Consider the following 15504-nt stretch of genomic DNA (forward strand, 5'->3'; position numbering starts at 1 on the left):
CAACAAATATATTGTGATTCAGATACAAGTCTTGACACAATATAGAATTATAACTGCCAAAATTTACATCGGGTTTAAATGCTGAATAAATTGATCCTTTTTATATATCAGGGAATCTGGACGTCTCGTGTGCATGTCCGCAGGTGTTATCATGGCGCGGACGATACATCCAAGCTCCCACCTTTAAGTTATTTCGGAGTCAATCCTTAACATGAGCTGATTTATCTGCTCTATGAGTTCGTCTTCCTGCAAGGGTTTTTCAAGAAATGGAATTTCCGCAGGAGAGATGTAAAGTCCTGTTCCAAGTTGCAATTTATGACGGAAAAAAAGAACTTTTAACGGAATGGCAGAGATGAACAGTATGGGTGTTTTTTTTGCGTGGGTTAACAGCGTCTGCATGCCCTGGTGGGGCAACATGGCATCCAGAATAAGCATATCCGGTTCCAGGGCCTGAAATTTATCAATACCTTCCTGCTCATCGACTGCCAGGGTCACCTCAAACTGCCTGTTGGTCAACACTGTTTGAAGAAATCCGCGAATGTCTGCTTCTTGATCCACAACAAGTATCTTAGTTAATTTTTGATCCATGATCTCCGCCAATTAAATATTAACAGTTAGATGCAACATTCATATTGATGGTATGTTTTTTTAATGAATGCAATTTAGGAGCCACTTTTTTTCTACATGGGAATAATTGCAAAAAGAGTCGTTCAAATATTTTTAATTCACTGTAATTACATGGTTTGTTTTTTTAATAAAAATATGGTTGCAAAAGAATAATGCATCTAAAACAAAAAAACCACGTTGCACTTAATGCAACATGGTATATACGCCGAAAAAATCAATCTATCCTTATATAATAAAACTTTAGCTTACTACGGAAGGTATTGCAAAGTGATGCAACTATGCAACATTCCACAAATGGGATAATCAATCTCAATAAAAAAAGGGTCAAACCTGCATAAAAGCAAGTCTGACCCTTTTTTTTATCTTACAAGCACCCGGTTCTGTTCTGGACTAAGCAGCAGAACCTGACATGAACTTTTTATGCATCCTGCTGGGGACACATGTCAGCCTTGTCAATACCGGCAACGGCAACGGGTTTTTTCATGGCGTCACGACGGAACGGGTCGCCCAGTTCCATGTTGGTCATAATTTCAATGAAGGTTGTTTTACCTTCTTCCATCTGGGCTTTCACAGCAATTTTAAGCTGTTCTGTGACTTCTTCCATGGTAAAAGCCTGTACACCGTTCACACCACAAGCTTTGGCAACATCTGCGTAGGAAACATCGCGGTTGAGCTCTGTTCCAACAAAGTTGTCATCATACCACAGTGTGCTGTTTCTCTTTTCTGCACCCCAGTGATAATTACGGAAAATAATCATGGTAACGGCAGGCCACTCTTCACGACCGCAGGCAGCCATTTCATTCATGGAGATACCAAAGGCACCGTCACCGGCGAAACCCACAACAGGGACATCAGGTTTAGCAATTTTTGCACCAAGGATGGCGGGGAAACCGTATCCACAGGGTCCAAACATACCGGGAGCCAGGTATTTACGGCCTTTTTCAAAGGTGGGATAAGCAGCACCAAGGGCACAGCTGTTTCCAATGTCGGAAGAGATGATGGCATCTTCGGGCAGACCTTCAACAATGGCACGCCATGCCATGCGTGAAGTGATTTTATCGGGATCTGCTTTTTGAGCACGTTCGTTCCAGGTTGTGCCGGGATCATCATTCTCGTGATCCATACCGGCCAGTTCAGCAGCCCAGTCAGCTTTGATTTTTGCAACAGTGGCTTTACGTTCTTCACGGTCGGCATCACCGGCTGTGGCAGAAAGTTTTGCCAGAATGCCGTTGGCAACTTTTTTGGCATCACCCACAATACCCACAGACACTTTCTTGGTCAGACCGATACGATTGGGGTTGATGTCCACCTGGATGACCTCAGCTTCTGTGGGCCAGTATTCAATGCCGTATCCGGGCAGGGTGGAAAAGGGGTTCAGACGGGTACCAAGGGCAAGAACCACATCTGCCTTGGCAATAAGCTGCATGGCAGCCTTTGATCCGTTATAACCCAGTGTTCCGGTGAACATGGGATGGCTTCCGGGAAAGGAGTCATTGTGCTGGTAACCACAGCATACAGGCGCATCCAGACGTTCAGCCAATGCAATGGAATCTTCAATGGCACCGCCGATAACAACACCGCCACCGTTAAGAATTACGGGGAACTTGGCGTTGGAAAGGAGGTCTGCAGCACGGTTAAGGGCATCTTCACCACCGGCAGGAGCTTCGAAATCCACAACAACGGGAAGATCAATGTCAATTACCTGGGTCCAGAAATCACGGGGAACGTTGATCTGGGCAGGGGCAGAAGCTCGTTTTGCCTGGATAATAACCCGGTTAAGGACTTCAGCAACACGGGAAGGATGAAGCACTTCTTCCTGGTAGGCAACCATGTCCTCAAATACAGCCATCTGGGGAACTTCCTGGAAACCACCTTGACCCATGCTCATGTTGGCAGCCTGGGGGGTTACCAGAAGCAGGGGAGTGTGATTCCAGTAAGCTGTTTTTACAGGAGTAACAAAGTTGGTGATGCCAGGGCCGTTCTGGGCAATCATCATGGACATCTTACCGGAAGCCCGGGTAAAACCGTCTGCCATGGTACCGGCATTACCTTCATGTCCACAATCCCAAAAAGAGATCCCTGCTTTGGGGAAAAGGTCAGAAACAGGCATCATTGCTGATCCGATAATACCAAACGCATGTTCGATGCCGTGCATCTGGAGTACTTTTACAAACGCTTCTTCTGTGGTCATTTTCATTTTGAAATTCTCCAATAAATATATAATGTCTAACCCTGATTTTGCAGGGTAAAAAAAGATACCCGCCATTGTAAGCCGGTATATCGTGATTAGTTGTTAGATATCTGATACATCACACATCAGGTCCCTGTCAAGCAAAATTTTCACAATATTTTTTATTTTAATGGGCTTGAGTATTAGAGCGCCTGTTTTACGATAATTTAATTTTAAGGTTTCAGGTTTTAAGAAAATTTTTACTGGCGTTTATATTGAACAACTCATGGGTCCCAAGTTATCATTTCGTATACCACACACGGGATGTTCGCTTCGTGGGGTCAGGCTTTCGTTATTGACATTATCGAGGTTTTTTTCGTTGGCAAAGGCCTTGGTCGATAACATCAATAACAAAAGCCTGACCCCGTCGGCACACTGAGCCCATCGGTACATTTAAAAATGCCAGCTTTGAAATAAAGCCCGAAAGTTGAGTTTCAAACAAACACATTATGTGATGACAGTTTAGAGAACTTAATGGCTGAAAAATTGAACAATCTGCACCCTGAATTTTTTTTTGCCTTTTCAGAGATCATAAATAAAAAACCCCCACTGCTTTAAAATACAATGGGGGTTTTGGAAGAATTAATATTTACTGAACCGAAAAGTTTTAAATTTTACCGGCCTTGGTATCCCGAAGCATGAAATACACCGAAAAGATAAAAGCAATCCCCACAAAAAAGAAAGGGGCACCCACCACAATGGCCAGACTCTTAATGGCCGTGAATCCACCGGTGAGCTGGAAGATAATACCGGTAAGACCAATGACAATGCCCCAAAGAAGACGCATGGAGATTTTGGGATCACGATCCCCTTTGGACATTTGCATGGCCACAAAGAAAGATGCGGAATCAGAGGTTGTAACAGCAAAAATAATGATGTTAAACAAAACGATGAGGCTCAACCACCAGCCGCCCTTCATGTTTTCAAGGAGCATATACACGCCCGTTTCAGGATTGCTTTGAACACTTTCCCACAGGGGTACAGAACCTGTGATATCCACATAGGCGGCAGATCCCCCCCAGATGGAGAACCAGAGAATGGCAAGAAGAAAGGGAACCAGAATAACCCCCAGCATAAATTCACGCAGGGTACGTCCTTTGGAAATACGGGCGATGAACCCACCGCAAAAAGGAATATAGGAGATCCACCACAGCCAGTAAAAAACAATCCACCAGCCAAGCCAGTCTCTTTGCTCAAAGCTACCCGCATCTGTCCAGAAGGTAAATTTCAGCAACCCACCAAAATAGTCACCACCCATCTGAACCATCATGTTAAACAGATATTGTGTGGGGGCCTGTCCAAAAAACAGAAGAATCACAAGCACACAACCTGCCAGGATCATGTTGGTCTGACTCAGGATCTTGATTCCTTTTTCAACACCCGTTGCAGCACTGATCACATAGGCCACAATAAGCACCATCATGACAATGACTTTTCCGGGATTGTCAAGGTGAATGCCAAATACTTTTTCTATACCAAAACTGATGGATGCAACGCCAATACCGATCATGGCGGCATTACCGCCAATGGTACCAAGGGCTCCCAGTCCATCGGCCACACGGCCCCATATGCTTGTGTTGCAACGATCCCCAAGGATACCGTAAAGTCCGGTGGCAACAGTCATGGGTTTGCCCAGACGATAGGAAGGAAAGGCAATGGCCCAGGCAGCCAAAGCAAAAAGCGCCCATCCATGAACACCCCAGTCAAGCAGGGTCATATGAATGGCCGTGGGAACACCGGCGGCTTTACCGGCAGCCCCCATGTCAATGACGTGGGAGGATTGATAGAGGTGATACAGTGGTTCTGTCACACTGTAAAAAACAAATCCAATGCCAAGGCCACAGGAAAAAAGCATGGAAATCCAGGCAGAATAAGAAAAATCCGGCACATCGTCATCTTTTCCCAGTTTTAAATCAGCATAGGGGCTGAACATCAGGTATATACAGAACAAAAGGGTGACGCCCACCCCGAGAAGAAAGGCCCAGCTGAAATTGAAAATTAGAAAATTACGAATGGTGACAAGGGTTTTTGCGGTGCCGTCGGGGAAGAAAAGAGCGCAGATGAGAATGGCAATAAAAGATAAAAGTACCGGCCAGAAAAGAGTGGGGTCGTAATGGCCGAAAAGCTGACCGATGATTCCTTTGGGGGTGTCCTGGGTTTCTTCAGTTGCCAGGGTGGATTCCATGATTTCTCCTAAAATTAAGATTAATACTGGATGCCCCTGCCACCCAACCAACCGGTTAACAGGGGCCATATAAACGTCATTGCTGCGGGAGACTTAACCTGGCAATTACGGAGCCTTCCGATGTTCCGGGTAAATCTCCCATTTGCAATTATTTTTTTGCTTCTCGTTCTTTTTCTTCCTGGATATCAGCTTCCACGTTTTCAACAATGGAGCGCATCTGGGAGCGAACTTCATCGGAAAGCGGTGTGGGCTTATGATTTTTCAGGATATCCCGGGCTTTGTCCAGGGCACGTTCATGCATGGTCTGGCCGCCTGCGGCTTTCCATTTATCCCGGACCCTGCGGTCGATGAGTTTGGGCTGGGACATGGTTCTCATGTTCTGAAAGGTGTGCTTTTCAGTGATGAACTGATTAAAGGGTCCTACCTTTGAAATCAGATCCACTGCAAGTGTGTCCTCGCTGACGGGGATACCGTTCACAACATGCTTGATCATCTCAGCAAATTCATTGTCCATGACCAGCTGGCCATAGTCAAAAGTGACCCCTGATTCCAACATACCCAGGCCATAAATCAGATTGGCACCTGCCAACGCTGTGAGGAGACCTGTTAATGTTTTCTCATGGGCTGCCTGTCCATCGGGTACTTTGGAGTCAGCCTAACCACCGGCGACCCATGAGGGAAGCAGATAATAGGTGGACAGCGCTGCCACACCGGCATTGATCATGGCGCATTCAGGGGAACCCACCGTTGCCGTGGCCATTCTCAAGTCCAGGGGACAGGTGGAACTGCCGAACATCATGGGAGTGCCTTTTCGTACGGACTGTCCAAGAACAATACCGGAAAGCACTTCAGCATTGTGAATAACCAGGGTACCTGCCAGGGTCACCGGGGCAGAACCGCCAGCCAGGGCCTGGGTCAGTACATTGACCAACACACCGGCCCTTGCGCCTGCAATGATAATCTCGGTGCAGTCACGGACCAATTTAAGGGGGCTGATGGGACAGGTGTTAAATGAAATTATGGGACGTTCCCGAAGTTTATCATGTCCGCCTGAAATGGCGGCGGCCAGATCAATGGCCCCCTGCATGAGTTTTCCGTTACCGGCACCGTGGAAGCAATGTTTGGTGGTGTTGCTCAAAAAGGCTTCGGCATTGTGCAGGGGCTGGGCATCCTGGTTTACATCATGGGCACCCACGGCACGCTCGTATACGTCAATGCCGTCCAGGTAATCCACCAGGACTGCACTTTCTTCAACGTCTTTTTTAACGGTTTCCCTGAGTTCTCCTGAATTAATATCAACAATGGAAATACCTTCTCCAAAGTTGGTGAAACCCACCCGATTGTTACCCAGCAGATAATCTTTTTCCGGATCTCTTCCGCAAAGATTCACTGTGCCCGGGGCGGAACGGATGGCATCTTCCACCATATATGGGGGAAATTTTACAATGTCGGTCTTGGGGTCCACAATGGCACCGGCACCGGCAAGGATTTCCCTTGCCTCTTCGTCTTCAAAGTAGACGCCGGTGTGCTGGAGCACATCCAGGGTGGCCAAATGAATCTCATAGAGTTCATCCTGGCTGAACATGTTCAGGCTCAAACCTCCGGTCTGGAGATAGCCTGCATGCTGATTTCGTTTCAAAATCAAACCTCCTTGATTTTAAAGGTGTTTTAACGTTTAACCGAGAAGTGTCTTCTTTGAATTCATGATTCAAAAAAGACATGGCTATTTACTGATTTTAAAAAAATTTAAAACAGCGTGGCAGATTGCCATTTTTTTTCATTGAAAATTGCATACGGAATGGATAGATCTGCAATTTTTTCTAACTTTTTTGTGCTTCGATATAACGTTCAAGATCTTGATCAATATCATCGGAAATCATTTTATCCGGACATTGGCTCAAAATTTCCTTATAGGTTTCATTGGCCCGTGTTACCACGTCCTTTTCACCTTTTTTCTCCCATTGTTCATAGCTGTCACATGTGGAAACAGAGGGGGTCCAGAAATTTCTACACTGTTTCATGGTGTCTGGCTGCATGAGGTATGATCCCCCGTGACCCACATCCTGAATGGCTTTTCTGGAATAATCGGCATCAAAATTTTGAATCCCGCCAACGGCCAGGGCGGCCCTTGCCATTATTTCGTCATCAATGATGAATTTCTCATAGGAAACCGTCATGATGGCATCTAAAATACCATAACACTCATTAACCATGTTCACCCCGGCCATGGCCAGCATGAGATAGTTCTGCATGGTTTCGTAACCGGCCTGGCAATCCACGTCCTTGGCATCGGTGAGCCCTGCCATGCACCGCGAAGGAATATCATAAAGCTCCCGGGCCAGCTGGATACCCACCATATTTATAAGAGTGGATTCAGGAGAGCCTGTGATGTAAGAAGCGCTGCGCATATTGGGAATGGCCGAAGCCGGAGAATAGATAAAAGGTGTTCCCGGATTGATGAGCTGGGACAATACAAGTCCTGCCAGAATTTCAGCATTTTGAAGGGTCACAGTCCCCATGGGATTCACAGGAGAGGTAACACCGGCCATGGCGCACACCAATATCATGATGGGCTGGCCGTGTTTGGCATAGGCAAGAAGGGTCTCGCAGGGAATTTCATCATACTTCAGGGGACTCAGGGGATTAAGGGAAACACCGATGCGTTTTTTCTCCAGCACATCATCCCCGCCCCCCATGGATATTTTGATCATATCAAACATCTGCCCCACCTCTTTCTGGGTGCCCACATAACCAAAAAGCGGTTTGTCCGTGTGGGTGAGCAGCTGACGAAAAATATCCAGATATCTCAGCGGATGGGTCACATCACTTGGTTCCACGGGAATCTGACCGTTGATGTTACACACCTTGCTGTGCTGGGCAAGTTTGTAAAGATTAATCAGGTCAGCTTTGGTGCCAAGTCGCCTGCCTTTTTCCTGGTCCTGGATGTAAATGGGGCCGTTGTTCAGACTGACATGGATGCCCTTCTGGCCTTTTCCCACAATGATATTTTTTTCGGGATTACGCCCTTCCCACTGAAAACTGTTGGGTGCAGAGGCAATGGCCTTTTCCACCATCTCCGGGGGAATAAATACAATATCGCCCTGGACCCTGGCACCATGTCTCTTGAAAATTTCAAGACATTCCGACGATTGAAACACAATGCCGGTGTGGGAGAGAATATCCAGAGTGGCTTCATGGATATTTTCCAAGGTATTTTTATCAACAACTCTGAAGCTGGATGCAATGCTCATGATTTTGATTCCTGTTATTCCTCTGGGTAAAATCTATTTCCCAAGGGCCGTTTTAATTTTAACGGGCCATGAAGTTGCCCGCGTTGTCACAGGAATATCCTTTTTCAAGTTGCATGCCAGTGGAAAACATTGGTGGGAGAAGAAAGATCAGACAGGTCGTTTCATTGCAGTTTTTACATATAACAAAAAACCGGAACAATCATTGCTTACAGCTAAGGTGGTGCTAAATATCTAAATATATTAGATATATATCTTTACCATCCTGTTATATTTTTTTTATTCTAAGGGGTGCAAAGAAATATAAGGGGTAATATTATTTTTAACAAAAAGGCAAAAGGAGTGAAATCGTAAAACAAGTGTCTGGAGAAAAGATGCAACGGGTTACACTGGTGTAATGAAAAACGGTGTAACCCTTTACACACGAACATCGTGATTTTAATAATGCAGTCCGCCCGTTTTTGATTCGGTCCTGCCTGTAAAAAATTATTGAAAAGGGTATAATGCCGCCCCCCGAGGGGCAATGGGCCCGGCCGGAACTGTAGACAGCTCAATTGGCCGGTTCCCATTGCCCCTCGGGGGGCTCTGCTGGGGGTAGTTGGTTAGACCGTATCTTGAGGAGGATCTTCCAATTGATATTTTTCAAGCTTTCTATAGAGTGTGGGACGACTGACCCCAAGAAGCCTGGCTGTCTTTGCCTTGTTCCACCCTGTTTTTTTAAGAACAGACAGCAATTCCTCTTTTTCCATGGAAGGAGAAACCGTACGGCGGTGCAGATCAGGCATGAGAGCATCTTTTATTTCACAGGGGATATGCTCCATTTCAATGGTTTCGGTGCGGCAAAGAACAAAGGCATGTTCAACAGCATGTTCCAGCTCCCTTACATTACCGGGCCACTGATAGGCCGTGAAGTTCTGCATCACTTCATTGGAAAGTGCTGTGATGGGTTTATTGTACCGTTGCTGAAATTTTGTAATAAAATGATTGACCAGAAGGGGAATATCCCCATGGCGCTCCCGCAGGGGGGGCATTTTAATCTCCACCACATTGAGACGGTAGTAAAGATCTTCCCTGAAATCTTTCTTTTTCACCTCGTCTTTTAAATTTTTATTGGTGGCGGCAATGATCCGGGTGTCCACCCGAATGGGTGTGGTATCCCCTACCCTTTCAAATTCCCTGTCCTGGAGAACACTTAAAAGTTTAAGCTGCATTACCGGAGAAATTTCACCGATTTCGTCCAAAAAGATGCTGCCCTTATCACACAGTTGAAACCGGCCGATTTTATCTTTCATGGCACCGGTAAAAGCCCCCTTGACATGGCCGAACAGTTCACTTTCCAGAAGATTCTCAGACAGGGAAGAACACCTTACAGTGACCATGGTATGCTGACATCGTCGGCTTAACTCATGAATTTCCCTGGCCACCAGGTTTTTTCCTGTACCTGTTTCACCGGTGATCAACACAGTGGCATCGGTGTCTGCCAGGGCACGGATCAAATCATATACTTTATGCATTTTCAGGCTGTGGCCAATGAGACGGGTAAAGGGAGAGGACTCTTTAACAAGTGTTTCAAGAAAATCAAGCCGTGTCATATCCTTTACCACCAATGCGGCCCCCAGGGATTTGCCATGACTGCTGAGCAAGGGAGAACAGGTAATGCTTATCACCATGGGTGTTCCATTTGATGCGATGAACTCCTTTTTATCCACATGCATGGCCTCCCTTTTTTCCAGGGTGGCGTCAATGGTCCCAAGGCAGCTCATAAGACAAGGATTGTTTAAAGCATCAATTTTACACCCCCTAAGGGCATTTTCTTCCACCTGACAAATGGTATTTGCAGCATGGTTGGAGGCAATAATCCGTCGACTGTTATCAACGGTGATGATGGCGTCATTAACACTTGCAAACACAGCATCCAGATGATTTCTGTACCGATCTTTTTCTGCGGTTAATTTTTCTCTTTCATCAATGAGTTGCTTATTTTTCAGGGCCGATCTGGCCACCCTTAACAGGGTGTCCTTTATAATGGGTTTAACCATGTAGTCATAGGCCCCCAGACGCACCGCTTCTGAAGCCGTGTCAATGCTGGGCTGCCCCGTGATCATTATCACCGGGGTGTAAAGCTGAAGTTCCCGGACTTTTTCCAGTACTTTGAGCCCATTGTCATCCCCCAGAAGAATATCGGTAAAAATGATATCGGGAAACCGGCGATGGATCAACTCAAGTCCCACAGAAAGGGTTTCTGCACAGTCCACCTGGTATCCGTCATTGACCAGAAAGGTTTTAAATGAGTACCGGATACTCTCCTCATCATCAATCACAACCACTCTGGGGGCATTTTTTACGCTCATTTTAGTTTTCTCCAATTCTGGGGTATGGCATCATTTGCCACTTGAATATTCAATTTTTTCATCGGGCTATGGGAAGATCAATGCTTACTTTTGTCCACTCTCCTTCCACGCTTTCAATATTAAGCTCTCCCCGGTGTTCTTCAATGATGCCGTAACTGATGCTCAGACCAAGTCCTGTGCCGTGGCCCGGCGGTTTGGTGGAAAAAAAGGGATTACACAGTTTGTCCATGATTTTTTCAGGAATCCCAATGCCCCGATCCATGAAAACGGTACGCACCATCTGTTGATCATTGTTTGTCACGCTTTCACAGGAAATAATCAACTCTTTACGGGCATGGGAACCGGAGAATTTCTGATTTAAGGCATATCTTGCATTGCCAATGATATTTAAAAAAATCTGCTGCACCTGGTGGGTGACGGCATGGCACAAAGGTACCCCGCCCCCAGCCTCCCAGATAACCTTAATGTTGTCTTTTTTTACCATGGCCTGGGTCAGATCCAGAACATCATCAATGATTTCAGAAATGTTAACCGCTTCTTTTTCTTCATTTCCTTCCCGGGCAAAGGAGAGTAATTTGCTGACAATATTGGCAATGCGCATGCTTTCGGCAATAATTCTCTGGGGCAGTTCAACATCTTCCTGGCCGCTTCCCCGGGTGTCTTCTATGATCTGGGCATAATTAATAATGCCGTTGATGGGGTTGTTGATCTCATGGGCCACGCCGGCGGCAAGTTCTCCCAGGGCTGCCAATTGGGCATTACGAAGAACTTCCTCACGCATTCTTTTCTTTTCTGCAAGGTTTCGACATACCAGAACCACCCGCCGGGGTGTGCCTTCCCTGGCCCATAAAACCACATTACTGGTGCACCAAAAATCCATTATTTTACCGTTCACCGGTATTTTAAGCTCACTATCACTTTCAATACCCGTGGCAAAACAATTTTTTACAATGCATGACCCCGGGGGAGGATTGTTGGGATAAAGCAGATCAACATATTTTTTTTCACCTGCCCCGGATCCAAACAGCTCTTTTCCCTTATCATTGATCCACAGAATATCGCCATTTTCATGGATCATCATCATGGCATCGGCCACGGAATTGATGATACCGTTTATTTTTTCTTCACTGTTTTCCAATGCTGTCCGGGCGTTGTCCAAGGCCTCCACTCTGTTTTTTATATTGGCAAAAGAAGCTTTCAAGGCCCGGGCCATGGAGTTAAACTGCCGGGACAAAACCTCTATCTCATCTCCGGTTTTTCGCACAGGTATTTCCGTAAAATCTCCCTGGGCAATGCGGTCTGCCCCCTGGGTGAGAACCCGTATGGGATTGAGATGCTTTTTGATAAAGAAAAAAACCAGGCCTGCGGAAACAATGCCGCCACACCATAGCACCGCTGTGAACAGGCGGATGTAAAAAAGAATGAGTTTTTCCACCTCTGTCCAGTTTCCCTGGGTGATCACCCCCCACCTTGTGCCGGGAACCGGTGCAAATCCGGAAATAAGCTTAATTCCAGATTCATCAAGGGAAAATGTGGCTCCGGTTTTACCTTGAATCACCTTTTGTACTGCTTCCTGATCCATTAAACTTTGACCGAGAAGGGAGCTGTGACGATGGTAAAGCACATGGCCGTCACCGTCCACCAGATAGCCGAAACTGCTTTTTCCTGATTTAAACTCCAGAACCTTGGTATAGGTGGTGCCAAGGGTGGAAAATTCCACAGAACAAATGCCTGCCACCACCCCCTGGAACCGGGACCGGTCATCAATAACAGGCACACCGATGAGGATGGCGTCCCTTCCAAGGGGGGCATGAAAAAAAATATCGGAAAACACAGGTCTGAGGTTATTTTTAAGGGATTTAAAGTGGGAAGGAGAAGGGAAAAAATGCCCTTTTTTCTGAAAACCCAGGGGATAAGACCATACCACCCGGCCTTTTTTATTAAAAATCACAATACCGCCGTCAAAAAAATGAATTCGACTTCTGGCCTGCACCAATAACGGTTCCATGTGGGTAAAAGACATCTCTTTACAGGCCTTGGTGTCTGCAATGGTCTGAAGAAAATAGCTGTATTTTTGAAGATTTTCCGACAGACGGACAGCGGCAATTTCAGCAAAGGCGGCATCACGACGTTTCACCACATCAAGGGCGCTGTTCTTAATGGTAAGATGGGACATGACAGGAACAATACTCACCACAAACAAAAATGGAATCAAGGCCCAAAAAATAATTTTAATGGAAATACGTTTAAAGTTCATTTGTTTCATCAATCCATTAGGGGATCATCCAGGGCAAGGGAGATTTTTTTCCGGGCCTCCGGGGTGACCCACCCATGCCAGCTTGAACCGTGTTTCAATAAAAAAGTGCGGGCAGCCGCTTTAAAATTAGGTTGATTTTTGTTGCTGAGAAATAAAATCTCCTCAAGATGTTCAATATTTACACTCATTTTTCGAAACATTTTTGCAATGTCCGGTGCTTTTTCTATCAATTGTTTGTGGGCAATTTTCAAAACAGAATTGTTTCCATAGGCACAGGCGGTATCAATGGATAAAGGGCCGTTCACACCGGATGCCTGATTGATATTATACCAGATTGCCGAGTCATAGGGCGGTTCTTTAAGTATATACCACTTATGGGTGGCCATGAGAGCGTTGGGTCTCCAGTAATATCCAAACACCGGAATGTGCATTTCCATGGCATTTTCATAAATGGCCCGCAGGGCTTCAGGAGAGGAGGGCGAAACAGTATTGAAAAAACGATCCAGCCCATAGGCCTTGAGCTTTACTCTATTGATATCCCTACAGGTCCACCCAAAGATACAGTTAAAAAACAAACCCTTGGAGGGATCTTCCGGGTCAAGGAGTTTTCGCCATTGATGTTTCATGTCAAACACTGTTTCAATGCTGTTTTCCCTGGCAAACCATTCAGGAATAATCCAGAACTGGTGCCCGGTTGCGTAAAGGGTGCCAAGATCCACCACCCTGCCCGATGCAATGGCTTTTTCATACCACACAATGTTATTTTCCCGCCACATTTCAAGGGTAATATCAATGTCTCCGTCCATGATCTTTGAATGCACCTCTTTTATGGTACTTTCCACCTTTTCCACCGGGTATCCATACCCCTTTTCAATGATGAAAACGGCAATTTCATTGTTAAATTTTTGAATATCAATTTGATCGTCATGGATGTGAATAACCGTGGACGGGATATCTGGACCGCTTAATTGTTCATAGGAAACAATGACAGCCACACACAGTGTCAACAGAATCATGATGGTGACAAAACGGCCACGGCGGAAAATCGGGAAAAATATATTTTTTAGATATGTTTTCATGATGTTATCTCGGGAGAATATGGGAGGGATTGTTGGTTAAGAGCTAAAATCAGGTGCCAGAAACAATATTACCAGATCTGCTTTATTGTCAGAGTGCGGTCTGCCCGTAACAATTTATATGAAAGAGTCTATAAATCTAACACTCTTTCATGCTTTATTGTGGGCGGAACCGGATCAAAATACGGTCCGGCCGTGACGGTTATATAAAAGGGTAAGCAAAAGCAATGCCATGCATCTATTTTGATATTTCATCAAACATTTATGGATTTTATATCTTCGGAAGGTGGCCAATCCACATGTAATGATTTACAATAGTGTAACTGATAAGAGATGTCAATATTTACACATCTGGCTTGAACTTTTTGGCAATAAAGTATTGCCCGGCTTATGATTACAGGTGCCGGCAGTGGGCTAAAGCCCCATGGCATAAAAGTTGCTCATTTATATATTGTATTTGCGGTATCTGCTGAGTGGCAACTGCTTGACAATGCGTGATGCATCAGATATTTAATTCTTTTTTAATCTTTTAACGATACCTTCGTCAAGGGTCAAGACCAAGATTCCACTTGAAATCAGTTGATTTCAGCAGCATATGTTGTTTTATTATGGATGTTATTTCCAATATATATGCGTACAAATGTGGTCAGAGCAAAATTGTCGAAGATATTATTTAGCATCCAAGGAAATACTCCGTGATAATAAGTCTTTGTCTTGCAATATCTGCTTTTGCCTTCAGCTTTGCCGGGTTTGGCTATGGGCTGCTGGCGGTTCCCCTTCTGGCCCTGGTTGTCCCCGTGAAAACAGCTGTGGCCATTCAGTTTCCCTTTTCTGTTCTTCTGGTGCTTTTAAACACGCTGAGGTATGGGCGGACATTAAAATGGATGGATTTAAAACCCTTATTCATCGGAGCGGCCATTGCCATTCCCCTTGGGGTTTTTTCCCTGCACTGGTTTTCAGAAATTGTAATGAAACGTGCTCTTGCCGTTTTTATAGTATTCACCGTGGTAAGCGCCAGAAATAAATCAGGGGAAAAAATGATCCATGGATTTGCAAGGACCGCCATGGGAGGCGGCATTCTTGGAATTATCAGCGGCTGGTTCATCGGTGCTTATACAACAGGGGGGCCTCCGGCGGTGATTTACGCCACAGCCAGGTTTTCCAACGCAGAAAAAGCCAAGGGCATCATGGGGATTTATTTTCTTGTCACGGATATTGCTCTGGTAATTTTATTTTGTTTCACCGGTATTCTTACCACGGACACATTTATACAATCAATCACATATACCCCGGCCGTCGTTGTCGGTTTTCTTCTGGGAGCCCTGTCTTTAAAATGGGTCAGTCACCGGGGGTATATGGTGGGTGTACATATTCTATTGCTCGTTGCGGCAGCCATGTTGTGGGGCTTTTGATAACTGACCTCTGCCCACCTGTAACGAAATCAGTTTTTCAAACTTTATTGTGGGCAGAACGAGGTCAGAATTAAGATCCGCCCGTGGCGGTTATAAAAAAATATTATAGAGTGAAGCC

General features: G+C 45.5%; 9 protein-coding genes and 1 pseudogene. 2 read left to right on the forward strand and 8 right to left on the reverse strand.

Annotated elements, in window-relative coordinates; all coding sequences use genetic code 11:
• Positions 1-183: 183 nt before the first annotated feature.
• From B9A32_RS06525 to B9A32_RS06550, 5 genes and pseudogenes are all read right to left on the reverse strand, one after another.
• Positions 184-588, reverse strand: a complete 405-nt coding sequence (locus tag B9A32_RS06525) for a response regulator transcription factor (protein ID WP_084067679.1) — start codon at positions 586-588, stop codon at positions 184-186.
• 457 nt (positions 589-1045) lie between these two features.
• Complete coding sequence (xsc, locus tag B9A32_RS06530) at positions 1046-2824, reverse strand: sulfoacetaldehyde acetyltransferase (protein WP_084067682.1); 1779 nt, start codon at positions 2822-2824, stop codon at positions 1046-1048.
• 640 nt (positions 2825-3464) lie between these two features.
• Positions 3465-5042 carry a BCCT family transporter gene (locus B9A32_RS06535; RefSeq protein ID WP_170923728.1) on the reverse strand — a complete coding sequence of 526 codons (1578 nt, stop codon included), beginning with the start codon at positions 5040-5042 and terminating at the stop codon, positions 3465-3467.
• Between the two features lie 148 nt (positions 5043-5190).
• Positions 5191-6687, reverse strand: a pseudogene (gene mttB, locus B9A32_RS22060) ([trimethylamine--corrinoid protein] Co-methyltransferase).
• A gap of 175 nt (positions 6688-6862) precedes the next feature.
• Positions 6863-8293, reverse strand: a complete 1431-nt coding sequence (locus B9A32_RS06550; protein ID WP_084067689.1) for a trimethylamine methyltransferase family protein — start codon at positions 8291-8293, stop codon at positions 6863-6865.
• Between B9A32_RS06550 and B9A32_RS06555 the strand changes: the two genes are divergently transcribed.
• Positions 8292-8528 carry a hypothetical protein gene (locus B9A32_RS06555; protein WP_084067691.1) on the forward strand — a complete coding sequence of 79 codons (237 nt, stop codon included), beginning with the start codon at positions 8292-8294 and terminating at the stop codon, positions 8526-8528. The two genes, B9A32_RS06550 and B9A32_RS06555, sit on opposite strands and share 2 nt — an antisense overlap.
• A gap of 364 nt (positions 8529-8892) precedes the next feature.
• Here B9A32_RS06555 and B9A32_RS06560 read toward each other — a convergent pair whose 3' ends face one another.
• Genes B9A32_RS06560 through B9A32_RS06570 form a run of 3 tightly spaced genes read right to left on the reverse strand, consistent with a single transcriptional unit; the run spans position 8893 to position 13914 of the window.
• Positions 8893-10641, reverse strand: coding sequence for a sigma-54 dependent transcriptional regulator (locus B9A32_RS06560; RefSeq protein WP_084067694.1), 1749 nt, complete (start codon positions 10639-10641; stop codon positions 8893-8895).
• A gap of 58 nt (positions 10642-10699) precedes the next feature.
• The gene (locus tag B9A32_RS06565; RefSeq protein ID WP_170923729.1) at positions 10700-12898 is read right to left on the reverse strand and encodes a PAS domain-containing sensor histidine kinase; all 2199 of its coding nucleotides are present in this window, start codon (positions 12896-12898) and stop codon (positions 10700-10702) included.
• A gap of 8 nt (positions 12899-12906) precedes the next feature.
• The gene (locus B9A32_RS06570) at positions 12907-13914 is read right to left on the reverse strand and encodes a glycine betaine ABC transporter substrate-binding protein (RefSeq protein ID WP_212637834.1); all 1008 of its coding nucleotides are present in this window, start codon (positions 13912-13914) and stop codon (positions 12907-12909) included.
• A 755-nt stretch (positions 13915-14669) separates the two neighbouring features.
• Between B9A32_RS06570 and B9A32_RS06575 the strand changes: the two genes are divergently transcribed.
• Positions 14670-15386 (forward strand): TSUP family transporter, encoded by a 717-nt coding sequence (locus B9A32_RS06575; RefSeq protein WP_084067702.1) that lies wholly within the window; start codon positions 14670-14672, stop codon positions 15384-15386.
• Positions 15387-15504 lie beyond the last annotated feature (118 nt).

The organism is Desulfocicer vacuolatum DSM 3385 (assembly GCF_900176365.1).
Taxonomy (GTDB): Bacteria; Desulfobacterota; Desulfobacteria; order Desulfobacterales; family Desulfobacteraceae; genus Desulfocicer; species Desulfocicer vacuolatum.

Excerpts from the sequence above, each read along its gene's own strand:
- B9A32_RS06525 (WP_084067679.1), bottom strand. The coding sequence starts at position 588 with ATGGATCAAAAATTAACTAAGATACTTGTTGTGGATCAAGAAGCAGAC.
- xsc (WP_084067682.1), bottom strand. The coding sequence starts at position 2,824 with ATGAAAATGACCACAGAAGAAGCGTTTGTAAAAGTACTCCAGATGCAC.
- B9A32_RS06535 (WP_170923728.1), bottom strand. The coding sequence starts at position 5,042 with ATGGAATCCACCCTGGCAACTGAAGAAACCCAGGACACCCCCAAAGGA.
- B9A32_RS06555 (WP_084067691.1), top strand. The coding sequence starts at position 8,292 with ATGATTTTGATTCCTGTTATTCCTCTGGGTAAAATCTATTTCCCAAGG.
- B9A32_RS06550 (WP_084067689.1), bottom strand. The coding sequence starts at position 8,293 with ATGAGCATTGCATCCAGCTTCAGAGTTGTTGATAAAAATACCTTGGAA.
- B9A32_RS06560 (WP_084067694.1), bottom strand. The coding sequence starts at position 10,641 with ATGAGCGTAAAAAATGCCCCCAGAGTGGTTGTGATTGATGATGAGGAG.
- B9A32_RS06565 (WP_170923729.1), bottom strand. The coding sequence starts at position 12,898 with ATGAACTTTAAACGTATTTCCATTAAAATTATTTTTTGGGCCTTGATT.
- B9A32_RS06570 (WP_212637834.1), bottom strand. The coding sequence starts at position 13,914 with ATGATTCTGTTGACACTGTGTGTGGCTGTCATTGTTTCCTATGAACAA.